This is a genomic window from Billgrantia kenyensis, assembly GCF_013697085.1.
In the GTDB taxonomy this organism is placed as follows: Bacteria; Pseudomonadota; Gammaproteobacteria; order Pseudomonadales; family Halomonadaceae; genus Halomonas; species Halomonas kenyensis.
In genome coordinates, this window is sequence record NZ_JACEFT010000003.1 from 47,058 (window position 1) to 70,125 (window position 23,068).

The 23,068-nt window shown below is 64.9% G+C and carries 15 protein-coding genes and 2 tRNA genes; 2 read left to right on the forward strand and 15 right to left on the reverse strand.

The window, feature by feature from the left end:
• Positions 1-19: 19 nt before the first annotated feature.
• From H1D44_RS04080 to H1D44_RS04115, 8 genes are all read right to left on the reverse strand, one after another.
• Positions 20-96, reverse strand: a tRNA-Arg gene (locus H1D44_RS04080).
• 34 nt (positions 97-130) lie between these two features.
• Positions 131-223: transfer RNA gene (locus tag H1D44_RS04085), tRNA-Ser, on the reverse strand.
• A 95-nt stretch (positions 224-318) separates the two neighbouring features.
• Complete coding sequence (gene csrA, locus H1D44_RS04090; RefSeq protein WP_181513583.1) at positions 319-516, reverse strand: carbon storage regulator CsrA; 198 nt, start codon at positions 514-516, stop codon at positions 319-321.
• A 232-nt stretch (positions 517-748) separates the two neighbouring features.
• Complete coding sequence (locus tag H1D44_RS04095; RefSeq protein WP_181513584.1) at positions 749-1,999, reverse strand: aspartate kinase; 1,251 nt, start codon at positions 1,997-1,999, stop codon at positions 749-751.
• 98 nt (positions 2,000-2,097) lie between these two features.
• Positions 2,098-4,707: an alanine--tRNA ligase gene (alaS, locus tag H1D44_RS04100; protein ID WP_181513585.1), complete on the reverse strand. Its 2,610-nt coding sequence runs from the start codon at positions 4,705-4,707 to the stop codon at positions 2,098-2,100.
• A 176-nt stretch (positions 4,708-4,883) separates the two neighbouring features.
• Positions 4,884-5,366 (reverse strand): regulatory protein RecX, encoded by a 483-nt coding sequence (locus tag H1D44_RS04105; protein WP_181513586.1) that lies wholly within the window; start codon positions 5,364-5,366, stop codon positions 4,884-4,886.
• 3 nt (positions 5,367-5,369) lie between these two features.
• A complete protein-coding gene (gene recA, locus H1D44_RS04110; protein WP_181513587.1) occupies positions 5,370-6,428 on the reverse strand; it encodes a recombinase RecA in 1,059 nt (352 codons plus the stop codon).
• A gap of 147 nt (positions 6,429-6,575) precedes the next feature.
• Positions 6,576-7,088, reverse strand: coding sequence for a CinA family protein (locus H1D44_RS04115; RefSeq protein ID WP_181513588.1), 513 nt, complete (start codon positions 7,086-7,088; stop codon positions 6,576-6,578).
• A 200-nt stretch (positions 7,089-7,288) separates the two neighbouring features.
• Between H1D44_RS04115 and mutS the strand changes: the two genes are divergently transcribed.
• Positions 7,289-9,880, forward strand: a complete 2,592-nt coding sequence (gene mutS / locus H1D44_RS04120) for a DNA mismatch repair protein MutS (protein ID WP_181513589.1) — start codon at positions 7,289-7,291, stop codon at positions 9,878-9,880.
• 161 nt (positions 9,881-10,041) lie between these two features.
• A complete protein-coding gene (gene fdxA / locus H1D44_RS04125) occupies positions 10,042-10,365 on the forward strand; it encodes a ferredoxin FdxA (RefSeq protein WP_181513590.1) in 324 nt (107 codons plus the stop codon).
• A gap of 539 nt (positions 10,366-10,904) precedes the next feature.
• On the opposite strand, the gene eno is transcribed toward fdxA, so the two are convergent.
• The 7 genes from eno to aroB all read right to left on the reverse strand — a co-directional run bounded on the left by eno (position 10,905) and on the right by aroB (position 23,068).
• On the reverse strand, positions 10,905-12,197 hold the full coding sequence (eno, locus tag H1D44_RS04130; protein WP_181513591.1) for a phosphopyruvate hydratase: 1,293 nt from the start codon (positions 12,195-12,197) through the stop codon (positions 10,905-10,907).
• Between the two features lie 65 nt (positions 12,198-12,262).
• A complete protein-coding gene (kdsA, locus tag H1D44_RS04135; protein ID WP_181513592.1) occupies positions 12,263-13,129 on the reverse strand; it encodes a 3-deoxy-8-phosphooctulonate synthase in 867 nt (288 codons plus the stop codon).
• A gap of 14 nt (positions 13,130-13,143) precedes the next feature.
• Complete coding sequence (locus H1D44_RS04140) at positions 13,144-14,799, reverse strand: CTP synthase (RefSeq protein WP_181513593.1); 1,656 nt, start codon at positions 14,797-14,799, stop codon at positions 13,144-13,146.
• A 112-nt stretch (positions 14,800-14,911) separates the two neighbouring features.
• Complete coding sequence (locus tag H1D44_RS04145; protein WP_238984386.1) at positions 14,912-15,481, reverse strand: cupin domain-containing protein; 570 nt, start codon at positions 15,479-15,481, stop codon at positions 14,912-14,914.
• Between the two features lie 107 nt (positions 15,482-15,588).
• Entirely contained in the window at positions 15,589-17,010 is a 1,422-nt protein-coding gene (locus H1D44_RS04150) for an FAD-dependent oxidoreductase (RefSeq protein WP_238984385.1), read from the reverse strand.
• 24 nt (positions 17,011-17,034) lie between these two features.
• Entirely contained in the window at positions 17,035-21,486 is a 4,452-nt protein-coding gene (gltB, locus tag H1D44_RS04155; RefSeq protein ID WP_181513594.1) for a glutamate synthase large subunit, read from the reverse strand.
• A gap of 469 nt (positions 21,487-21,955) precedes the next feature.
• Positions 21,956-23,068 carry a 3-dehydroquinate synthase gene (gene aroB, locus H1D44_RS04160; protein ID WP_181513595.1) on the reverse strand — a complete coding sequence of 371 codons (1,113 nt, stop codon included), beginning with the start codon at positions 23,066-23,068 and terminating at the stop codon, positions 21,956-21,958.

Here is a 23,068-nt window from a genome sequence, read left to right on the forward strand (position 1 = left end):
ATCGATTAACCGTACTGCTTGGCGCGCCCGGGAGGATTCGAACCTCCGACCACCTGATTCGTAGTCAGGTACTCTATCCAGCTGAGCTACGGGCGCTCGATCATACCTTGTACAGCAATACCATGTCGCATGGCGGAGAGGGAGGGATTCGAACCCTCGATGGGGCTATAAACCCCATACTCCCTTAGCAGGGGAGCGCCTTCAGCCACTCGGCCACCTCTCCCTCAACGACACGGCGCATATCCTATCGCTTCCCTACCCCTTTGTCCAGCGTATTCAGATATTTGTTTCGCTGTACTCAAGGAAAGTCACACTCGCTCAGGATGCCGAGCCGCCACCTCCCTCCTCAGACTTCTCGCGCTGGATACGCTGGTAGATTTCCTCGCGATGTACGGCGACATCCTTCGGGGCATTTACGCCGATACGAACCTGGTTGCCCTTGACGCCAAGGACGGTCACGGTGATGTCATCACCTATCATCAGCGTTTCACCGACACGGCGGGTCAGGATGAGCATGACTGATCTCCTTCTCAGACGACTTGCAACGGGATGCGCGTCGATCCCATCGACGCAAAGTTGCTTTCATTATGTAACACAATTGCCACTGTGCACCATCACCACCAACCCAACCATGACATCATGAGTGCGTTGAAGGGAAGCCGAGCAGCTCATCGCAGCAGACTTCCCCTAGCGTAGAAGATGCAGTTCGTTCAGTCGTCCGTACCTGTTGTTTTTTCGTTATAGTTTCTTATTCGCTTTCGATATCGCTCTTGTCGAGTCCGAAAGCGGTATGCAGGGCACGGACCGCAAGCTCCATCTGCTTCTCGTCGATCACCACCGAAATCTTGATCTCGGAGGTGGAGACCATGCGGATGTTGATGTTTTCGTCGGCGAGCACACGGAACATCTTGGAGGCCACGCCGGCATGCGAGCGCATGCCCACACCCACCAGGGAGACCTTGGCGATATTGTCGTCGCCGTTGACCTCACCGCCGCCCAGGTCGGGAATCACCTGCTCCTCGAGGATCTTCAGGGTCTTCTTGTAATCGCCCTTGGCCACGGTGAAGGTGAAATCGGTGTAATCGCCGGCCGGCGCCACGTTCTGCACGATCATGTCGACTTCGATGTTGGCATCGGCAATCGGGCCCAGGATGCGCGAGGCCACGCCCGGCACGTCCGGGGTGTTGAGCAGGGTCAGCTTGGCCTCGTTGGCAGTAAAGGCGATACCGGAGATCAGCGGTTCTTCCATGGAGTCCTCGTCTTGGTCGGATTCAGCAACGATCAGGGTGCCGGGGCCATCCTGGAAACTGGACAGCACGCGCAGCGGGACATTGTACTTGCCGGCAAACTCCACCGAGCGGATCTGCAGCACCTTGGAGCCAAGGCTCGCCAGCTCGAGCATCTCCTCGACGGTGATGGTGTCGAGACGCTGCGCCTTGGAGCAGACCCGTGGATCGGTGGTGTAGACGCCATCCACGTCGGTGTAGATCTGGCACTCGTCGGCGCCCAGCGCCGCCGCCAGCGCCACGCCGGTGGTGTCGGAGCCGCCGCGGCCGAGGGTGGTGATGTTGCCCTCCTCGTCGACGCCCTGAAAGCCGGCCACGACGACCACCTTGCCGTCATCGAGATCCTCGCGCATCTCATCGGTTTCGATACGCTGGATTCGCGCCTTGGTGTGGGAGCTGTCGGTAAGGATGCCCACCTGGGAGCCGGTATAGGAGGTGGCCGGCACCCCCAGCTTGTGCAGGGCAAGCGCCAGCAGCGAGATGGTCACCTGCTCGCCGGTGGAGACCAGCATGTCCATCTCCCGCGGCGTGGGCTCGTCGTTGATCTCGTTGGCCATGCCGATCAGCCGGTTGGTTTCACCGCTCATCGCGGAGACCACGACCACGACCTGATGGCCGTTGTCGCGAAACCCCTTGACCTTCTCGGCAACGGCCTTGATGCGCTCTACGGAGCCCACCGAGGTACCACCGAATTTCTGTACGTAAAGTGCCATCTACGGTTTTCCCTCGCTTGTCGAGCGCAATGCGCCCGGATGAGTGAAAGTCGTCCAAGAGCAAAGGCCGAAGCACGACGGCTCGGCCCGAAACCCTGTTACTGGAGCCGCTGCTCGACCCAGCCTGCAACGCTCTGCAGTGCTTCCGGCAGGGCGGCGACGTCGCTACCCCCGGCCTGAGCCATATCGGCGCGACCGCCGCCCTTGCCGCCCACCTGGGACGCCACGTGATTGACCAGCTCCCCTGCCTTGACCCTGGCGGTCAGGTCGTCGGTGACCCCGGCGATGAGACTCACCTTGCCGGCCTCCTTGTCCGCCACGCCGAGCACTACGATACCCGACCCCAGCTTGTTCTTGAGCTGGTCGAGCACGCCCCTCAGCTCCTTGGCCGAGACGCCCTCCAGGCGCGTGGCCAGCACCTTCACGCCGGCAACCTCACTGGCCTGGCTGAGCATGTCGCTGCCGGCGGCGCTGGCCAGCTTGGCCTTGAGCCGCTCGAGCTCCTTCTCCAGGCCGCGGTTGCGCTCGACCAGCGACTCGACGCGCTCCTCGACCTGCTCCGGCTTGGCCTTGAGCCGCTCGCCGATGCGCACCAGTCGCGCTTCCTGCTCGCGGAAATGGGCCAGCGCACCCTCGCCGGTAATCGCCTCGATGCGGCGCACCCCTGACGCGATGCCCTGCTCGCTGACGATATGGAAACAACCGATATCGCCACTGCGCGCCACGTGAGTCCCGCCGCACAGCTCGATGGAGAAGTCGTCGGCGCCGATGGTCAGCACCCGCACGCTGTCGGCGTACTTGGCCTCGAACAGCGCTGCCGCCCCCCTGGCCTTGGCCTGCTCGAGGGTCATCTGCTCGATGCGGGTCGGCGCGTTGGCCAGGATCTGCTCGTTGACCAGACGCTCCACCTCGGCAAGCTGTTCCTGCGTCATCGCCTCGAAGTGGCTGAAGTCGAAGCGCAGCCGCTCGGGGGTGACCAACGAGCCCTTCTGCTGTACGTGGTCGCCCAGCACCATGCGCAGTGCCTTGTGCATCAGGTGGGTGGCGGAGTGGTTGCGGATGGTGGCGCCACGCAGCTCGGCGTTGACCTGAGGTCGCACCTCGGCGCCCACGGCGAGGCTGCCCTCGAGCAGCACGCCATGGTGAAGGTGGTGCCCGCCCTGCTTCTGGGTATCGGTGACCAGGAAGCGGCCGCCCTCCACGTGCAGGTAGCCGGTGTCGCCCACCTGACCGCCCGACTCGCCGTAGAAGGGGGTGCGATCGAGCACCACGATGCCGCGCTGCTCTGGCTCGAGCGCCGCCAGGGCGTTGCCCTCGCGGTCGACGATGGCCATGACCGTGGCGCGATCCTCGAGCTGGTCATAGCCGGTGAAGGCGGTCTCGCCCTCGAGCTCCAGTGCGGCATGGTAGTCGGCGCCAAACTGGCTGGCGGCCCGAGCCCGCTCGCGCTGTGCCTCGAGCGCACGCTTGAAGCCGACTTCATCGAGGGTCACGCCGCGCTCGCGGCAGACGTCGGCAGTGAGATCGAAGGGAAAGCCATAAGTGTCGTAGAGCTTGAACACGGTTTCACCCGGAAGTACCTCGCCATCGAGCTCGGCCAGCGCCTCCTCGAGCAGCCCCATGCCGTGCTCCAGGGTACGGGCGAACTGCTCCTCTTCCTTGAGCAGCACCCGCTCGATCTGGTGACGCGCCTCGCGCAGCTCCGGATAAGCATCGCCCATCTCGACGTCCAGCGCACCCACCAGCCGGTGGAAGAAATTATCCTTGGCGCCCAGCTTGTGCCCATGACGGATGGCACGGCGGATGATACGGCGCAGTACATAGCCGCGGCCCTCATTGGAGGGCAGCACCCCGTCGGCGATCAGGAAGGCGCAGGAGCGGATATGGTCGGCGATCACCCGCAGCGAGGGGTGGCGAGTGTCGGCATGGCCGGTACGCTGTGCCGCCGCCTCGAGCAGGTTCTGGAACAGGTCGATCTCGTAGTTGGAGTGCACACCCTGCAGCACCGCGGCGACACGCTCGAGTCCCATGCCGGTATCGATGGAGGGCTTGGGCAGCGGATTCAGGTTGCCGGCCGCGTCGCGGTCGAACTGCATGAACACCAGGTTCCAGATCTCGATGTAGCGGTCGCCGTCCTCTTCAGGGCTGCCGGGAGGGCCGCCCCACACGTCGGGGCCGTGGTCGTAGAAGATTTCCGAGCTGGGGCCGCAGGGGCCGGTGTCGCCCATCTGCCAGAAGTTGTCCTCGTCGAGCTTGGAGAAGCGCGCCGGGTCGACGCCAATCTCTTCCTTCCAGATCTTTTCCGCTTCGTCATCGCTGATGTGGACCGTGACCCAGAGCTTCTCGGCAGGCAGCCCCAGGCGCTGGGTGAGAAACTCCCAGGCGAAGCGGATGGCGTCGCGCTTGAAGTAATCGCCGAAGCTGAAGTTGCCCAGCATCTCGAAGAAGGTGTGGTGGCGCGCGGTATAGCCGACATTGTCCAGGTCGTTGTGCTTGCCGCCGGCGCGCACGCAGCGCTGGGCCGAGGTGGCCCGCACATAGGGGCGCGGGTCGCGGCCGAGGAAGACATCCTTGAACGGCACCATGCCGGCATTGGTGAACAGCAGCGTCGGGTCGTTGCCCGGCACCAGGGAGCTCGACGGAACGATAGTGTGGCCGTGCTCTTCGAAGTAACTCAGGAAGGCCTGTCTGATGTCTGCGCTTTTCATGGCATATCCGTGGCGATGAGCGGGGTCACCCGACGGGCAGGCGCGCCCGGCAGCGTTTCGCGTGGCCGAATTCGCACGCCTTGGCGTGTCAGGAGCGCCACCAAGGGCGTTCGCAAAGGGAGGCATTATAACGCAGTTGTCAAGCGACTAAAGGGGAGACGCCCAATTGCCCGGGCTCATTCGGCGGCGCCAAGCCGCTCTAGGGCATGACGGACCTGGTCGAAGTCGAAGCCACGAGCCGCCAGGAAGCGTTCGCAGCGGGCGCGTTCACGGGGGGAGTCGCCGGGAGGGGAAAAGCGTCGGGCCAGGGTCACGGCGGCAAGCTCGAACCAATCGACCTCACCCTCCCGCTCCGCCTCGGCCAGCGTTGCGGTCACCAGCTCGCGCTCGATACCTCGCCGTGCGAGCTCGGCACGCACCTTCGCCGGGCCCTGTCCGCGCATCACCCGTGAGCGCAGGAAGCTCTCGGCGAAGCGGGCATCGGACTGCAGCCCTTCGGCCGCCAGTGCATCGAGACAGCCGCCGATGTCCTCGGGAGAATGGGACCGTGCCGCCAGCCGCTGCGCCAGCTCGGTACGGGAATACTCGCGCCGAGCCAGCAGGCGGATGGCGTCGTCCCGCGGGGACGACGCTCGCTCGCTTGCGGACCGGATCGACATGGCTTAGAGCAGGTCGTCCTCGCGCTCGGCGGTGACCGGCTCCTCGGCTTCCTCTTCCTTGGGTGCGGCCGTGACCAGCAGTTGGGCGCGGATCTGGCTCTCGATCTCTTCCATCACTGCGGGGTTATCCTCGAGGAACTGCGCGGCATTGGCCTTGCCCTGGCCGATCTTGTTGCCCTTGTAGCTGTACCAGGCCCCCGCCTTGTCGACCAGGCTGCATTGCACACCGAGGTCGACCACCTCGCCGGCATGGTAGATGCCCTTGCCGTAGAGGATCTGGAACTCGGCCTGGCGAAACGGCGGCGCGACCTTGTTCTTCACCACCTTGACCCGGGTCTCGTTGCCGACTACCTCGTCGCCCTGCTTGACCGAGCCGGTACGGCGGATGTCCAGGCGCACGCTGGCGTAGAACTTCAGCGCGTTGCCGCCGGTGGTGGTCTCGGGGCTGCCGAACATCACGCCGATCTTCATGCGGATCTGGTTGATGAACACCACCATGCAGTTGGCGTTCTTGATGTGGCCGGTGATCTTGCGCAGCGCCTGGGACATCAGGCGCGCCTGCAGGCCGACGTGGGAGTCGCCCATCTCGCCCTCGATCTCGGCTCGCGGCGTCAGCGCCGCCACGGAGTCGATGATGATCACGTCGACGCCGCCGGAGCGCACCAGCATGTCGCAGATCTCCAGTGCCTGCTCGCCGGTGTCCGGCTGCGACACCAGCAGGTCGTCGAGATTGACGCCAAGTTTTTCGGCATAGCTGGGATCGAGGGCGTGCTCGGCGTCGATGAAGGCACAGGTCTTGCCCTGGCGCTGGGCCTGGGCGATGACCGACAGGGTCAGGGTGGTCTTGCCCGAAGACTCCGGGCCGAAGATCTCTACCACGCGGCCATAAGGCAGGCCACCGATACCCAGGGCGATGTCGAGCCCGAGTGAGCCGGTGGAAACCGACGGCATCACGACCCGCGGCGCATCGCCCAGGCGCATCACGGTGCCCTTGCCGAACTGGCGCTCGATCTGGGAAAGGGCGGCATTCAATGCCTTGGAACGGTTCTCATCCTGTGCCATGAGGCTCTCCTCGCAGAACTTGCAGACGCTTGCAGGTGCATGATGGATGGCGGGCTGCCGAGGGGAGCTCGCCTGGACACTGTATGGTTGGACAGTAGTATGACGAAAAAAAAGCCGCGCGACTAGCCACTCGATGAATCCTGTCAGCTAGTCGGCTTCCAGGTAGCGAATCAGGCCGACGATGGCCTCGCGCACCGCCCGTTCGCGCACCGCCCGGCGATCGCCGGGAAACTGGAAGCGCTCGGACCGTTGCTCCTGCTCGCTGCCCCAGGCCAGCCACACGGTGCCCACCGGCTTCTCCGGCGTACCGCCGCCCGGGCCAGCCACGCCGCTGATCGCCACGCCAAGCCTGGCCCCGCTGTCGCGGCAAGCACCGGCCACCATGGCCTCGACCACCTCACGACTGACCGCACCGTGCTGGGCGAGCAGCGCCTCGGGCACGCCCAGCAGTCGGGCCTTGGCGGCATTGGAGTAGGTCACGTAGCCGGTCTCGAAATAGTCCGAGCTGCCGGCTACCGAGGTAATGGCACTGGCTACCCCGCCGCCGGTACACGACTCGGCGGAGGTCACATTGACGCCACGTTCGCGACAGCGCCGCCCCAGCCGCTCGGCGAGGGTGGCGAGGTCGAGGTTGGCCAGGCTGGAGGCACTATGAGGCATCGTATCGCTCCTGGTTCGAGGGGGACGGCGGCCAGCGCCGCCGTTTGGTCCTTGGGCTGCCCGCTACCATAGCGCATCCGCCGCGCGCTGAGCAGGGCATCGACCTCGGGCCGCTCCACGCAGCATGTCTAGCATCCACTGCTCATGCTAACCTTGTCCTTTTCCATGCCCCAGACAATCGACGAGCCAGCCGAGAACGCATGAACGACGCGGTCAAGACGGCCCCCCCGGCCCATACCCCGATGATGGCCCAGTTCCTGAAGATCAAGCGCGAGCACCCCGACGTGCTGCTGTTCTACCGGATGGGCGACTTCTACGAGCTGTTCTTCGACGACGCCAAGCGCGCCGCCGCCCTGCTCGACATCACCCTGACTCAGCGCGGCCAGTCGGCCGGCAAGCCGATTCCCATGGCCGGCGTGCCCTACCACAGCGCCGAGGGCTACCTGGCGCGACTGGTCAAGGCCGGCGAGTCGGTAGCGATCTGCGAGCAGGTCGGCGACCCGGCGACCAGCAAGGGGCCGGTGGAGCGCAGGGTGGTACGCATCGTCACCCCAGGCACGCTCTACGACGAGGCGCTGCTCGATGCCCGCCGCGACAATCTGCTGGTCGCCGTGCATCCGGCCGGCGACTGCTGGGGCATCGCCTGGCTGGAGCTCTCCAGCGGCCGTTTCAGCGTGCTGGAAGTCGAAGGCGAGAGCGACATGCTGGCCGAACTGCAGCGCCTCGATCCCGCCGAGCTGCTCATCGCCGAGAGCCTGTCGCTGCCGCCCGCCCTCGAGACGCGCCCCGGCCTGCGCCGCCAGAGCGACTGGCTGTTCGATCTCGAATCGGCCACGCGCCTGCTGTGCGACCAGTTCCAGGTACAGGATCTGCGTGGCTTCGGCTGCGCTCACCTCGAGGCTGCGCTCACCGCCGCCGGGGTGCTGATCGAGTACGCCCGCGACACCCAGCGCTCGCGCCTGCCTCACGTTACCGCCGTGGGCGTGGAAAACCGCGACGACGCCGTAGTGATCGACGCCGCCAGCCGGCGCAATCTCGAAATCGACATCAATCTCGGCGGCAGCGGCGACAACACGCTGGCCAGCGTGCTCGACACCACCGCCACGGCCATGGGCTCGCGGCTGCTCAAGCGCTGGCTCAACCGCCCGCTGCGCGACCGCAGCCAGGTGCAGGGACGCCAGGCCGCGGTTGCCCTGCTGCTGGAGCAAGAGGGCTACGTTGCCCTGCGCGAGCTGCTCAAGGCGATCGGCGATGTGGAGCGCATCCTGGCGCGGGTGGCACTGTATAGCGCCCGGCCGCGGGATCTGGCCCGCCTGCGCGACGCCCTGCTCGCCCTGCCGGAGCTCCAGGGCGAACTGCAGGATTACAGCGAAGGCACCGCGCTGGACGAACTGGCCCACCATATTCGTCCCTATCCCGAGCTGGCCGACATGCTCGCCCGGGGCCTGGTCGACAACCCGCCGGTGGTGATCCGAGACGGCGGTGTGATCCGCGAGGGCTTCGACGCCGAACTCGACGACTATCGCGGCCTGGCCGAGCATGCCGGCGACTACCTGCTGCAGTTGGAGGCCCGCGAACGCGAGCGCACCGGTCTGTCCGGGCTGAAGGTGGGCTACAACCGGGTGCACGGCTATTACATCGAGATTCCCCGCGCCCAGGCCCGCGAGGCGCCGGTCGACTATGTGCGCCGCCAGACGCTGAAGAACGCCGAGCGTTTCATCATTCCCGAGCTCAAGGAGTTCGAGGACAAGGCCCTGTCGGCAAAGTCCCGCGCCCTGGCTCGAGAGAAGCTGCTCTACGACGGCCTGCTCGACTCGCTCAACGCCGAGCTTGGTGCCCTGCAGGGCACCGGGCGGGCACTCGCGGCACTGGATGTATTGGGAGCCTTTGCCGAGCGCGCCCAGGCGCTCGGTTTCTCGCGCCCCAGGCTCGCCGAGGCGCCGGGCATCGAGATCCGCGGTGGCCGACACCCGGTAGTGGAGCACGTCAGCGACACCCCCTTCGTTCCCAACGATCTGGTACTGGACGAGCAGCGCCGCATGCTGGTCATCACCGGCCCCAACATGGGCGGTAAATCGACCTACATGCGCCAGGCGGCACTGATCACGCTGCTTGCCCATACCGGCAGCTTCGTGCCGGCCGATGAGGCCTGCATCGGCCCGGTGGACCGCATCTTCACTCGCATCGGCTCGTCGGACGACCTGGCCGGCGGGCGCTCCACCTTCATGGTGGAGATGACCGAGACCGCCAGCATCCTGCACAACGCCAGCGACCACAGCCTGGTACTGATGGACGAGATCGGCCGCGGCACCAGCACCTTCGACGGGCTTTCGCTGGCCTGGGCCAGCGCCGAGCACCTGACCCGTACGCGTGCCTTTACCCTGTTCGCCACCCACTACTTCGAGATGACCGCCCTGGCCGACCAGGCCGAAGGGGTGGCCAACGTGCATCTCACTGCCGCTGAGCATCGCGACGGCATCGTCTTCATGCACCGGGTGGAAGAGGGCCCCGCCAATCAGAGCTACGGCCTGCAGGTGGCGCAGTTGGCCGGTGTGCCCCAGTCCGTCATTGCCCGGGCACGCGACAAGCTGGCCCAGCTCGAACAGCAGGAAGTCGACCAGACCAGCCGCTTTGAGGAAGGCCGGCAGGCCGACGCAGTGAGGCCGATGCAAAGCGACCTTTTTGCCAGCGCACCCCACCCGCTGATCGATGCCCTGGCCGGCCTGGACCCGGATACCCTTACGCCACGCCAGGCACTCGAATTGATCTACGCCTGGCGAGAGGCACTCTAGGTGTCGTGTCGCTTGCTCAGGCCAGGAGGCATGACTAGAATGAAGCGTCCAATATTTACAGGCTTATAAAAAGCCATTTTTTTATAACTTCCGGCTTTAAGGCTGACACCGATTATCACCAACCGGGAGCCGCAGACCCGGCTTCGAGGAGGGAGACAGGCATGACCTTTGTCGTCACTGAAAACTGCATCAGGTGCAAGTACACCGACTGTGTCGAGGTCTGCCCGGTGGACTGTTTCTATGAGGGGCCCAACTTTCTGGTCATTCACCCTGACGAGTGTATCGACTGCGCCCTGTGCGAACCGGAGTGTCCCGCAGAGGCGATCTTCTCGGAAGACGAGCTACCCGAGGGGCAGGAGGAGTTCATCGCCCTCAATGCGGAGCTTTCCGAAGTGTGGCCCAACATCGCCGAAAAGAAGGATCCGCCGGCCGACGCCGAAGAGTGGGATGGCAAGCCCGGCAAGCTGCAGCAGCTCGAGCGCTGAGCACCGCCTACACTCCCTGCCGCCACGCCGGAAGCCATTCGTGCCTCCGGCGTTGTTGTAGTGGGGCTGCCCTGAGCCACCTGACTAGCGCATGACGGCCAGACAGAAGAAGCCTGTTCGCTGAAGAAAAAAAAGGCGGCCCAAAGGCCGCCCGGCTCCCAGCATTTTCCTTGGGCGGCTCCTTCCGCCCTATCTCCAGTGGCCTCTTCCCTGCCCGGAGGCGACTTCCTGTCGCACCGGGCGTGCCACGAATCAAGCATCCCGTTGCGTCCTGCTGGAGAGCCTCCCGCTCTGCCTTGTCCCACTCGCATTTTGGCATTTCCCCTCATGGACGCAAGCAGCCCCCAGGCAACCAACTGCCCTGGCCAAGGTTTACCAGCAAACACAAGATCCCAGCAAAAACAGTAAGATAAAAAAAGGCCGACACGGGTAGTGTCGACCTTCTCAGGCAAAATAAGCTTAGATCGTCGCTTCTTTGTAGTCGATTTCCTACAACTTTGTCAGAAATATCGTCGGCCGGAAGCGATGGGCCACATGCCTCACTGCCCCTTGATCGCGGAAAGCCCCGGGTAGCCGACACGCTCACCGAGCTGCGCTTCGATCACCAGCAGACGGTTGTACTTGGCGACCCGGTCGGAGCGGCACAGCGAGCCAGTCTTGATCTGACCGGCGGAGGTCCCCACGGCCAGGTCGGCGATGGTGGTATCCTCGGTTTCGCCACTGCGGTGGGAGATTACCGCAGTGAAGCCGGCGTCCTGAGCCATCTTGATCGCATCTAGCGTCTCGGAGAGCGAGCCGATCTGATTGAACTTGATCAGGATGGAGTTACCGATCTTCTCGTCGATCCCGCGCTTGAGGATACGGGTATTGGTGACGAAGAGGTCATCACCGACCAGCTGCACCTTGTCACCCAGCTTGTCGGTCAACGCCTTCCAGCCGTCCCAATCGGACTCATCCAGGCCGTCCTCGATGGAGACGATGGGATACTGATCGCACAGCTCGGCCAGGTAGTCGACGAAACCTTGGGCATCGAAGGCCTTGCCCTCACCCGACAGGCTGTACTGACCGTCCCGGTAGAACTCGGAGGCGGCGCAATCCAGGGCCAGAGTCACGTCCTTGCCCAGCTGATAGCCGGCATCTTCCACCGCCTGCTTGATCACCGCCAGCGCTTCGGCGTTGGAGGAAAGGTTGGGCGCGAAGCCGCCTTCGTCGCCCACCGCGGTGGAGAGGCCCTTGGCGGAGAGTACCTTTTTCAGCGCATGGAAGATCTCGGCCCCGACGCGCAGCGCCTCGGTGAAGTTGGGTGCGCCCACCGGCTGGACCATGAACTCCTGGATGTCGACGTTGTTGTCGGCATGCTCGCCACCGTTGAGAATGTTCATCATCGGCACCGGCATGCTGTACTGGCCCGGCTGGCCGTAGAGTTCGGCAATATGGGAATACAGCGGCATGCCCTTGGCATTCGCCGCGGCCTTGGCTGCCGCCAGCGACACGGCGAGAATGGCGTTGGCGCCAAGCTTGGCCTTGTTCTCGGTGCCGTCGAGCTCGAGCATGGCGTTGTCGAGGCCGCGCTGATCGCGGGCATCCATGCCGACGAGCCGCTCGCGGATAGCGCCATTGACGGCCTCCACCGCCTTGAGCACGCCCTTGCCCAGATAACGCGACTTGTCGCCGTCGCGCAGCTCAAGAGCCTCGCGCGAGCCGGTAGATGCACCGCTCGGGGCGCAGGCCACACCGACGGCACCGCTTTCCAGGCGCACTTCGGCCTGCACGGTCGGGTTGCCGCGGGAGTCGAGCACCTCGAGGGCGTGGATATCGACAATCTTGGTCATCTCTATCGTCCTTTCATTCAGTCAGCGTTGATTGAGTCGTGGGAACCGCTTTTTCTCTCTCGGCGTTATTCGATGTTCAGCGCCGGGAAGCCCTTGACCAGATCGTCGAGCGCTTTTGCCTGGGTCAGGAAGGGTTCGAGCTGATCCAGCGGCAGCGCGCAGGGGCCGTCGCACAGGGCATTGTCGGGGTCCGGATGCGCTTCGAGGAAAAGCCCGGCCAGCCCCACGGCAATGCCGGCGCGTGCCAGCTCGGCCACCTGCTGACGACGCCCGCCGGCGCTGTCGGCGCGCCCGCCGGGGCGCTGCAGCGAATGCGTGACATCGAAAAACACGGGGTATCCCGTCTGCTTCATATCACCGAAACCGAGCATGTCGACGATCAGGTTATTGTATCCGAAGCTCGAGCCACGCTCGCAAAGCAGCAGGCGGTCGTTCCCCGCCTCTTCGCACTTGCGAATGATGTGGCGCATCTCATGGGGCGCCAGGAACTGCGGTTTCTTGATGTTGATCACCGCCCCGGTCCTGGCCATGGCCACCACCAGGTCGGTCTGTCGCGCCAAAAAGGCCGGCAGTTGAATGATGTCGGCCACCTCGGCCACCGGCTCTGCCTGCCACGGCTCGTGCACGTCGGTGATGATCGGCACGCCGAAGCGCTGCTTGATCTCGGCGAGTATCTCCAGCCCCTTTTTCAGGCCGGGGCCGCGGAAGGAGTGGATGGAGCTGCGATTGGCCTTGTCGAAGCTGGCCTTGAACACGTACGGCATGCCTAGCCTGGTGGTCACGTCGACATAGGTCTCGGCCACTTCGTGTGCCAGCTCGCGGGACTCCAGCACGTTCATGCCGCCGAGCAGCATGAGCGGCAAAGAATTGCCGGCCTCTAGGCCGGCAATGGAGATGTGGCGTTCATGCTGCTGGGATGCGGACGGAGTCATGATAGACACGGGCCTCATTCCTGATGCGAGGAGAGCGCGCGGGTGCGCGCTGCCTTGTGCTCCAGCGCCGCGTTGACGAAGCCGGTGAACAGCGGGTGGCCGTCACGCGGCGTGGAGGTGAACTCGGGATGGAATTGGCAGGCCACGAACCAGGGATGGTCGGGCAGCTCGACCATCTCCACCAGCGAGTTGTCGACGCTCTTGCCGGAGACCACCAGGCCGGCCTGCTCCAACTGCTCGACGAACTGGTTGTTGACCTCGAAGCGATGGCGATGGCGCTCGACGATCTCGTCGCTGCCGTAGGCCTCACGGGCCTTGCTGCCCGGTGTGAGACGGCAAACCTGGCCACCCAGGCGCATGGTGCCGCCCAGGTCCGAGGCCGCGTCGCGCAGCTCGATCTTGCCCTCGGCGTTGATCCACTCGGTGATCAGGCCCACCACCGGATGCTGAGTATCGTGAGTGAACTCGGTGGAGTTGGCGTCTTCCCAGCCGGCTACATGCCGGGCGAACTCGATCACCGCCACCTGCATGCCAAGGCAGATACCGAGGTAGGGAATACCGTTCTCACGGGCGTAGCGGGCAGTCTCGATCTTGCCCTCCACCCCGCGCTCGCCAAAGCCGCCGGGCACCAGGATGGCATCCTTGCCGGCCAGGCGCTCGGTGCCCTGACGCTCGATGAGTTCGGAGTCGATGTAGTCGACGTTGACCTTGACCCGGGTCTGGATGCCCGCATGGATCAGCGCCTCGTTGAGCGACTTGTAGGCGTCGAGCAGCTCCATGTACTTGCCGACCATGGCAATGTTGATCGATTTCAGCGGATTGAGCTTGGCGTCGAGCACGTGGACCCACTCGGTGAGGTCAGCCTCGCTTGCCTCGAGGCGCAGCTTGTCGCAGACGATCTCGTCGAGGCCGTGCTCGTGCAGCATCAGCGGGATGCGGTAGATGGTATCGGCATCCTGCAGCGGGATGACCGCGCGCTCCTCGACGTTGGTGAACAGGGCGATCTTGCGCCGCTCGCTCTCCTCGAGCTCCACCTCGCTGCGGCAGATCAGAATGTCGGGCTGGATACCGATGGAGCGAAGCTCCTTGACGCTGTGCTGGGTCGGCTTGGTCTTGGTCTCGCCAGCGGTCTTGATGTAGGGCACCAGCGTCAGGTGCATGAAGATCGCCCGGCTGGCGCCCAGCTCGCTTCTGATCTGGCGAATCGACTCGAGGAACGGCAGCGACTCGATGTCGCCCACGGTGCCGCCGATCTCCACCAGCGCCACGTCGAAGCCCTCGCCGCCGGCATACACCCGCCGCTTGATCTCGTCGGTGATGTGCGGGATCACCTGCACGGTGCCGCCCAGGTAGTCGCCGCGCCGCTCGCGACGCAATACGTGCTCGTAGACGCGGCCGGTGGTGAAGTTGTTGCCCTGGGTCATCTTGGTGCGGATGAAGCGCTCGTAGTGGCCCAGGTCGAGGTCGGTCTCGGCGCCATCTTCGGTGACGAACACCTCGCCGTGCTGGAAGGGGCTCATGGTGCCCGGATCCACGTTGATGTAGGGATCGAGCTTGAGCATGGTGACCTTGAGGCCGCGCGCCTCGAGAATCGCCGCCAGCGAGGCCGACGCAATGCCCTTGCCGAGAGAGGACACAACGCCGCCGGTCACGAAGATATATCGTGTCATGGAGAACCTGTCGAAACGTGATCATGAGGCACGACAGAAAGCCGCGCCAGGATGGGACGACAGCGTAGCAGATTACGACCAATGGCTCAATTTCGAGCCGCCCAACGCCGATTCACAGCCACCAGCACGCCGCCTTTCCGCCCAGTGGGTCCCGGGCCGGGTGCGAGACCTTGGCGATGCGCGCCACGGCCGCATCGTGCTCGGCAGGGTCGGCGGTGAGCAGGTCGAGCCGCGGCTGGTCCTCGGGGTAGGCGGCCAGCAGCAGGAAGTCCCGGCTGGCCTCCAGATGGCAGTGGCCGGTGCCCGCCGGCAGCACCAGGGCGTCACCGGTTCTCAGCTCGAGGTCATCGCCCTGCTCGCCGCCCAGGCGCAGCCTGCCCCAGCCGGAGAGCACGCCGAACGCCTCGTGGGCGGTGGAGTGGTAGTGATGATAGTCGAACACGCCTCCGCGCCAGCTCGGCTGCCAGTCATTGGCACTGAACAGCCGCTCGAAGCGCTCGGCGATGGCCTCGCGGTCGAGCACCGGGTTCACGCCCCGTGAACGAAAGACCAGCGTCGCCAGCCTGCTGTTGGGGATGCGGCCATCATCGGCAAACACCCTCCGTTCGGGCGCCACCGGCTCGCCTGCGGCATCGGCCAGCCCCAGGTCCATGCGCGTGTCGTCAACGCTTGCCTCGTCCATGAAAGCTCCTCGCTCTCTTGTGCCTGCCCCGAGTCTAGGCAAGGAAGCCGCATGACGAAAATGCCCCGGCACCAGGGCCGGGGCAGACGCTTGTCGATGACGGGGTCTTAGACGCCAAGGTAGTCGAGAATGCCCTCGGCGGCCTCACGCCCCTCGTAAACGGCGGTGACCACCAGATCGGAGCCGCGCACCATGTCGCCGCCGGCAAAGATCTTCTCGTTGCTGGTCTGGAAGGCGTAGGCGCCCTTCTCGGGTGCCACCACACGGTCACGTTCATCGAGCTCGATGCCGAACTGCGCGAACCAGGGCGCCGGGCTCGGCTGGAAGCCGAAGGCGATGACCACGGCGTCGGCCGGCAGGATCTCCTCGGAGCCCGGCACCACCTCGGGACGCTGGCGACCGTTTTCGTCAGGCTCGCCCAGGCGGGTACGCACCACCTTGACGCCTTCGACCTTGCCTTCGCCGACGACGGCTACGGGCTGGCGGTTGAACAGGAACTCGACGCCCTCCTCCCGGGCATTGGCCACCTCGCGCTTGGAACCGGGCATGTTATCCTCGTCGCGGCGATAGGCGCAGGTCACCGTGGCCGCCCCCTGGCGGATCGCCGTGCGGTTGCAGTCCATGGCGGTGTCACCGCCGCCCAGCACCACCACCTGCTTGCCCTCCAGTGAGACAAAGTCCGCCGGATCCTTCTCGAAGCCCAGGCAGTGGTTGACGTTGGCGATGAGGTAGTCGAGCGCCTTGTGCACGCCGGGCAGGTCCTCGCCGGGGAAGCCGCCGGTCATGTACTTGTAGGTACCCATGCCGAGGAAGACCGCGTCGTATTTCTCGAGCAGCTTGTCGAAGGGAATGTCCTTGCCCACCTCGACGCCCAAACGAAACTCGATCCCCATCTCCTCGAACACCGCCCGGCGGCGCTCCATCACCGTCTTGTCGAGCTTGAACTCGGGTATACCGAAGGTCAGCAGCCCGCCGATTTCGGGGTACTTGTCGTAGACCACCGGCTTGACGCCGTTGCGCACCAGGATGTCGGCGCAGCCCAGCCCCGCCGGGCCGGCGCCGATGATGGCGACCTTCTTGTCGGTCCAGGTGACCTGGGACATGTCAGGCCGCCAGCCCATGGCGAAGGCGGTGTCGGTGATGTACTTCTCCACCGAACCAATGGTCACTGCCCCGAAGCCGTCGTTGAGGGTACAGGCGCCTTCGCACAGGCGGTCCTGCGGGCACACCCGTCCGCACACCTCGGGCAGCGAGTTGGTCTTGTGGGAGAGCTCGGCGGCCTCGAGGATGTTGCCCTCGGCCACCAGCTGCAGCCAGTTGGGGATGTAGTTGTGCACCGGGCACTTCCACTCGCAGTACGGATTGCCGCAGTGCAGGCAGCGATGCGACTGGCTCGCCGCCTCCTGGGGCTTGTACGGCTCATAGATCTCGCCAAACTCACGCGAGCGGGTGCGGGCATCCTTCTTCTGCGGATCCTGACGACCCACGTCGATGAATTGGAAGTCGTTTCTGGTCAATCGATTGGCCATGGTCGTATCTCCTGGAAATCCGGCTTACTCGGGACGTCTGCGCGATTCGTCGAGCAGGCTGCCCAGGCTCGCCGCCTTGGGCTTGACCAGCCAGAAATGCCGCACGAATTCGCTGAAGTCGTCGAGAATCTCGCGCCCGCGGGCGGACCCGGTCTCGGTGACGAACTCCTCGATGATCTCCCGCAGATGACGCCGGTAGGCCTCCATGGCCTCGGTATTGACGCGGTGGATCTCCACCAGCTCATGGTTGTAGCGATCGACGAAGGAACGATCCTCGTCGAGCACGTAGGCAAAGCCGCCGGTCATGCCGGCACCGAAGTTGACGCCGGTTTCGCCAAGCACGCAGACCAGGCCGCCGGTCATGTACTCACAGCAGTGGTCGCCGGCCCCCTCGATCACCGCGTGGGCGCCGGAGTTGCGCACGGCGAAGCGCTCGCCGGCGGTGCCTGCGGCAAACAGCTTGCCGCCGGTGGCGCCGTACAGGCAGGTGTTGCCGATGATCGCCGTCTTGTGGCTCTCGAAGCGGCTGCCCTTGGGCGGCACCAGCACCACCCTGCCGCCGTTCATGCCCTTGCCGACATAGTCGTTGGCGTCGCCCTCCAGGTAGAGGTTGAGACCGCGGGCATTCCATACGCCGAAGCTCTGCCCGGCCACGCCGGTGAAGCGCAGCGTGATCGGCGCGTCCTCGAGGCCGGCCTCGCCGTAGTGCTTGGCCACCGCACCGGAGGAGAGCGCCGGCACCGAACGGTCGCAGTTGGTGATGGCAAAGTCGAACTCGCCGCCGCTCTTGTCGGCGATGGCCTGCTCGATGGCGGCCAGCACCTCCTGGTTCTTGGCACCCGGGTCGTGGGGCACGTTGCGGCTGACCTGGCAGAACTGCGGCGCATCGGCGGGCACGAAGTCGTTGGCCAGCAGCGGCGTCAGGTCGAGCTTGCGCTGGGAGGCGGTGTTGCCCTCCAGCACCTCGAGCAGATCGGTGCGGCCGATCAGGTCGGTCAGCTTGCGCACGCCCATCATCGCCATCAGCTCACGCACTTCCTCGGCGATGAAGCGGAAGTAGTTCTTGACCATGTCCACGGTACCGCGGAAGTGCTCGTCGCGCAGGTACTGATGCTGGGTGGCCACGCCGGTGGCGCAGTTGTTGAGGTGACAGATACGCAGGTACTTGCAGCCCAGCGCCACCATCGGCGCGGTGCCGAAGCCGAAGCTCTCGGCGCCGAGAATCGCCGCCTTGACCACGTCGAGGCCGGTCTTCAGACCGCCATCGGTCTGCAGCCGGATCTTGTCGCGCAGGCCGTTGATGCGCAGCGCCTGGTGCACCTCGGGCAGCCCCAGCTCCCACGGCGAGCCGGCGTGCTTGATCGAGGTCAGCGGGCTGGCTGCGGTGCCGCCGTCGTAGCCGGATACCGTGATCAGGTCGGCGTAGGCCTTGGCCACGCCGGTGGCGATGGTGCCGATGCCGGGCTCGGAGACCAGCTTCACCGACACCTGGGCCTCGGGATTGACCTGCTTGAGGTCGAAGATCAGCTGCGCCAGATCCTCGATGGAGTAGATGTCATGGTGCGGCGGCGGCGAGATCAGCGTCACGCCCGGCACCGAGTAGCGCAGCCGCGCAATCAGCGCGTTGACCTTGCCACCGGGCAGCTGGCCGCCCTCGCCTGGCTTGGCGCCCTGGGCCACCTTGATCTGCAGCACTTCGGCGTTGACCAGGTAGGCCGGGGTGACGCCGAAGCGGCCGGATGCGATCTGCTTGATCTTGGAGCTGCGAATGGTGCCGTAGCGCGCCGGATCCTCGCCGCCCTCGCCGGAGTTGGAGCGACCGCCGGCCTCGTTCATGGCCTGGGCCAGCGCCTCGTGGGCTTCGGGCGAGAGCGCGCCCAGCGACATACCGGCGCTGTCGAAGCGCGGCAGCATCTCCTCGACCGACTCCACTTCCTCGAGCGGCAGCGCCGTGTCGGCCGCCTTGAGCCTCAGCAGGTCGCGTATGGTGGCGACCGGGCGCTCGTTGACCAGCCGGGCGAATTTCTTCCACTTGGCGTAGTCGCCCTCCTGCACGGCCTCCTGCAGCGACTTGATCACGTCAGGGTTGTAGGCATGATATTCGTGGTCGTGCACGTACTTGAGCAGGCCGCCCTGGGTGATGCCCTTGCGCGGAATCCAGGCGTCGCGGGCCAGCAGCTCCTGCTGCAGCTGAAGCTCACTGAAGCCGGTACCTTCGATGCGCGAGGCCATGCCGGTGAAGCACAGCTCAACCACCTCGGATGAAAGGCCCACCGCCTCGAACAGCTGCGAGCCGCGGTAGGAGGCCAGCGTCGAGATGCCCATCTTGGAGAGGATCTTGTACAGCCCCTTCTGCATGCCCTTGCGGTAGTTCTCGCGGGCATCGGCCGGGTTGCCGGTGAGCTCACCCGTACGGTGCATGTCGGCCATGACCTGATAGGCCAGCCAGGGGAATACCGCGGTGGCACCGACGCCGAACAGCACTGCCATCTGATGGGCGTCACGGGCGTAGCCGGTCTCGACCACCAGGTTGGCACGCGGGCGCAGCGCCAGCTTGCCCAGATGGTGATGCACGGCACCCACCGCGAGGGCGGCATGAATCGGCAGCTGCCCCTTCTCGAGGTTGGCGTCAGACAGCACCAGGATCACCTTGCCCTCGCGCACCGCAGCCTCGGCCTGGCGGCACAGCTCGACAATGGCCGCCTTGAGGCCCATCTGTTCCGGGTCGTAGCCCAGGCCCAGGCGATGATGGCTGAAGGCCGGGTCGTCCTGTTCGAGCAGCGCGGTGAACTTGCGCGGCGACAGCACCGGCGTGGTCAGGATGATACGGTGCGCGTGCTCGGGGGTGGCCTTGAACACGTTGAGCTCGGCGCCGATACAGGTCTCCAGCGACATCACGATCGCTTCGCGCAGCGGGTCGATGGGCGGATTGGTGACCTGGGCGAACTTCTGGCGGAAGTAATCCGTCAGCAATCGACTACGACCGGACAGCACCGCCATGGGGGTGTCGTCACCCATGGAACCCACCGCCTCCTGCCCGCTCTCGGCCAAGGGCCGCAGCACCTGATCGCGCTCCTCGAAGCTGACCTGGAACATCTTCTGCCAGGTCTTGACCGCGTCGGTATCCATGTTCTGGAAGCTGGCAAGCTCCGTCAGTGCCGACTCGAGATAATGGGCCTCTTCCTTCAGCCAGCGCTTGTAGGGATAGGCCGATTTCAAGCGCTCGTCGATGTCCTCGGTGTGCAGCACCTCGCCGGTCTGGGTGTCGACAGCCAGTATCTGCCCCGGGCCGACGCGCCCCTTGGCCACCACGTCGTCGGGCTTGTAGTCGTAGGTGCCGATCTCCGAGGCCAGGGTGATGTAACCGTTCTTGGTGATCACCCAGCGCGCCGGACGCAGGCCGTTGCGGTCGAGCATGCAGAGCGCCTGGCGGCCATCGGTCATTACCACCCCGGCAGGGCCATCCCACGGCTCCATGTGCATGGAGTTGAACTCGTAGAAAGCACGCAGCTCACCGCCCATGGTTTCTACGTTCTGCCACGCAGGCGGCACCATCATGCGCACGGCGCGGTGCAGCTCCATCCCCCCCATCAGCAGCACTTCGAGCATGTTGTCCATGCTCGAGGAGTCGGAGCCCACGGTGTTGACGATCTCGTCGAGCTCGGCGATGTCGGGAAGCCGCTCGTTGACGAAGTTGGCCTTGCGTGAATTGGCCCAGCCGCGGTTGGCCTCGATGGTATTGATCTCGCCGTTGTGCGCCAGCAGGCGGAACGGCTGCGCCAGCGGCCAGCGCGGTGCGGTATTGGTGGAGAAGCGCTGGTGGAACACGCAGATCGCCGTCTCCAGGCGCTCGTCGCCCAGGTCGTGATAGAAGGCCGGCAGGTCGACCGGCATCACCAGGCCCTTGTAGGAGAGCACCTGGGAGGACAGCGAGCAGACGTAGAAGTCTTCCTCCTCGCGCAGCATCTGCTCGGCACGGCGACGGGCCATGAACAGGTCGACGTCGAAGCGCTCGGGCTCGCTGAGCTTGCCCGGCTCGACGAAAAGGTGGCGGATGCGGGGCAGGCAGGCCTGGGCGATGGGCCCGCAATAGGAGGGGTCCACCGGCACGTCGCGCCAACCGCGGATCACCAGGCCACAGGCGCGCAGCTCACCCTCCAGGATGCCGCGAGCGCGAGCTTCCTGCGCATCGTCATCGGGCAGGAACACCGCGCCCACGGCGAATTGCTCACCCAGCTCGACGCCCAGCGACTCGTAGGCCACCTCACGCATGAAGGCCTCGGGCAGCTTGAGCAGCAGGCCGCAGCCGTCACCGGTCTTGCCGTCGGCAGCGATGCCCCCACGATGGGTCATGCAGGTGAGGGATTCGATGGCGGTGCGCAGCAGGTCGTGGCTGGCCTGCCCCTCCATGTGGGCGATCAGGCCGAATCCACAGTTGTCACGGAACTCGCCTGGATGGTGTAGGCCTTGGTTCATGGGCGTGCCTCAAAGAAAGTCTATTGACCAAACGGCGTCGCTGAATTATTTTAGTCGGTTTTATTTTAATTATACCCACTTGCAGCGGTCAGCCAGCGTCGCGAGAAAAGGACGCCCAGCATAGACACTTACCCCCCCGACGCGCAATCTCCCACCCTCCACCTCACCCCGAAAACTCTCGCCAAATCCGCAACTTGCTGTGAGAGGCGAAGCAAAAAAAACCACCAGTTCAACGACTTGCGCAGCACATAAACGGATTTCAAACGCTTCCAACAAGACATTCGACTTTAGTCTAGGATCGACCATTTTTGCCATGCCGATGCGGCATGAGGCATGCGGATTTGATGCCTGAGGTGCAACACGGGTCGTCCTGAAACGCTCGAAACAGCGCCTGAGGAACAGCGAAGAAGGCCGCACGAATCGCTTCGCGCGGCCTTGTTGCACCCAAGAGGGGAAAAGCGTCGGAACGTCAGCTGCGGGGGAACGTGGCCAGCAACTCCTCAAGCAGCTCGCGAGGGGTCTGGTCGTGGATTACTGCCCGACCCAGCGTTTCGAGCAGGATCAGGCGCAGGCGCTCGTCGACGTTCTTCTTGTCCAGGCGCATGCGCGAGAGGAAATCCTCCACGCCCATGTCCATCGGTGCCTCGAGCGGCAGGCCGGCCGAAGCGATGATGGCTGCACTGCGCTCGACATCGTATTGCTCGAGCCAGCCAAGTCGGCGCGAAAGCTCAGCCGCCATCTGCATGCCGGCCCCTACCGCTTCTCCGTGCAGCCAGCTGCCATAGCCCTGATGCGCTTCGATGGCGTGACCGAAGGTGTGGCCAAGATTGAGCAGCGCCCGCACCCCTTGCTCGGTTTCGTCCTCGGCCACGATCTCGGCCTTGAGGGCGCAGCTGCGCTCGATGGCCCAGGCCAGCGCCTCGGGCTGCAAGGTCCGCAGCGCGGGCATTTCGGCCTCCAGCCAGGCGAGGAACTCGGCGTCACGAATCAGGCCATACTTGATCACTTCGGCCAGGCCCGCTGAAAGCTCCCTGGACGGCAAAGTGCGCAGGGTATCGATATCGATCAGCACCGCCCGGGGCTGCCAGAAGGCACCGATCATGTTCTTGCCCAGGGGGTGGTTGACCCCGGTCTTGCCCCCCACCGACGAATCCACCTGGGAGAGCAGCGTGGTGGGCACCTGAATGAAGGACACGCCTCGCTGGTAGCAGGCAGCGGCGAAGCCGACCATGTCACCGATCACTCCCCCCCCCAAGGCAACCAGCGTGCAGCGCCGATTGAAGCCGGCCGCCAGCAGGGCATCCCAGATGCGGCTGACGCTCTCCAGCGTCTTGGCTGCCTCGCCGTCGGGGAGGATCAGCTCCTGCACCTCGATGTCAGCGGGCATGCCACGCCGCACGGCGTCCAGGTAGAGCGGCGCCACGGTCTCGTTGGTCACGATCATGACCTGGCGTCCGGCCAGGTAGGGAGCCAGCACGGCAGGATCGCCGAGCAGGCCGGTGCCGATGTGAATGGGGTAGCTGCGCTCATCCAACGCCACCTGGAGAGTGCGCTGGACGGCAGTGGTTTCGCTCAGGGTCAT

Excerpts from the sequence above, each read along its gene's own strand:
- H1D44_RS04145 (WP_238984386.1), bottom strand. The coding sequence starts at position 15,481 with ATGGACGAGGCAAGCGTTGACGACACGCGCATGGACCTGGGGCTGGCC.
- aroB (WP_181513595.1), bottom strand. The coding sequence starts at position 23,068 with ATGACCCTGAGCGAAACCACTGCCGTCCAGCGCACTCTCCAGGTGGCG.
- mutS (WP_181513589.1), top strand. The coding sequence starts at position 7,289 with ATGAACGACGCGGTCAAGACGGCCCCCCCGGCCCATACCCCGATGATG.
- kdsA (WP_181513592.1), bottom strand. The coding sequence starts at position 13,129 with ATGACTCCGTCCGCATCCCAGCAGCATGAACGCCACATCTCCATTGCC.
- eno (WP_181513591.1), bottom strand. The coding sequence starts at position 12,197 with ATGACCAAGATTGTCGATATCCACGCCCTCGAGGTGCTCGACTCCCGC.
- alaS (WP_181513585.1), bottom strand. The coding sequence starts at position 4,707 with ATGAAAAGCGCAGACATCAGACAGGCCTTCCTGAGTTACTTCGAAGAG.
- csrA (WP_181513583.1), bottom strand. The coding sequence starts at position 516 with ATGCTCATCCTGACCCGCCGTGTCGGTGAAACGCTGATGATAGGTGAT.
- recA (WP_181513587.1), bottom strand. The coding sequence starts at position 6,428 with ATGGCACAGGATGAGAACCGTTCCAAGGCATTGAATGCCGCCCTTTCC.
- H1D44_RS04115 (WP_181513588.1), bottom strand. The coding sequence starts at position 7,088 with ATGCCTCATAGTGCCTCCAGCCTGGCCAACCTCGACCTCGCCACCCTC.
- H1D44_RS04095 (WP_181513584.1), bottom strand. The coding sequence starts at position 1,999 with ATGGCACTTTACGTACAGAAATTCGGTGGTACCTCGGTGGGCTCCGTA.
- H1D44_RS04105 (WP_181513586.1), bottom strand. The coding sequence starts at position 5,366 with ATGTCGATCCGGTCCGCAAGCGAGCGAGCGTCGTCCCCGCGGGACGAC.
- gltB (WP_181513594.1), bottom strand. The coding sequence starts at position 21,486 with ATGAACCAAGGCCTACACCATCCAGGCGAGTTCCGTGACAACTGTGGA.
- fdxA (WP_181513590.1), top strand. The coding sequence starts at position 10,042 with ATGACCTTTGTCGTCACTGAAAACTGCATCAGGTGCAAGTACACCGAC.
- H1D44_RS04140 (WP_181513593.1), bottom strand. The coding sequence starts at position 14,799 with ATGACACGATATATCTTCGTGACCGGCGGCGTTGTGTCCTCTCTCGGC.
- H1D44_RS04150 (WP_238984385.1), bottom strand. The coding sequence starts at position 17,010 with ATGGCCAATCGATTGACCAGAAACGACTTCCAATTCATCGACGTGGGT.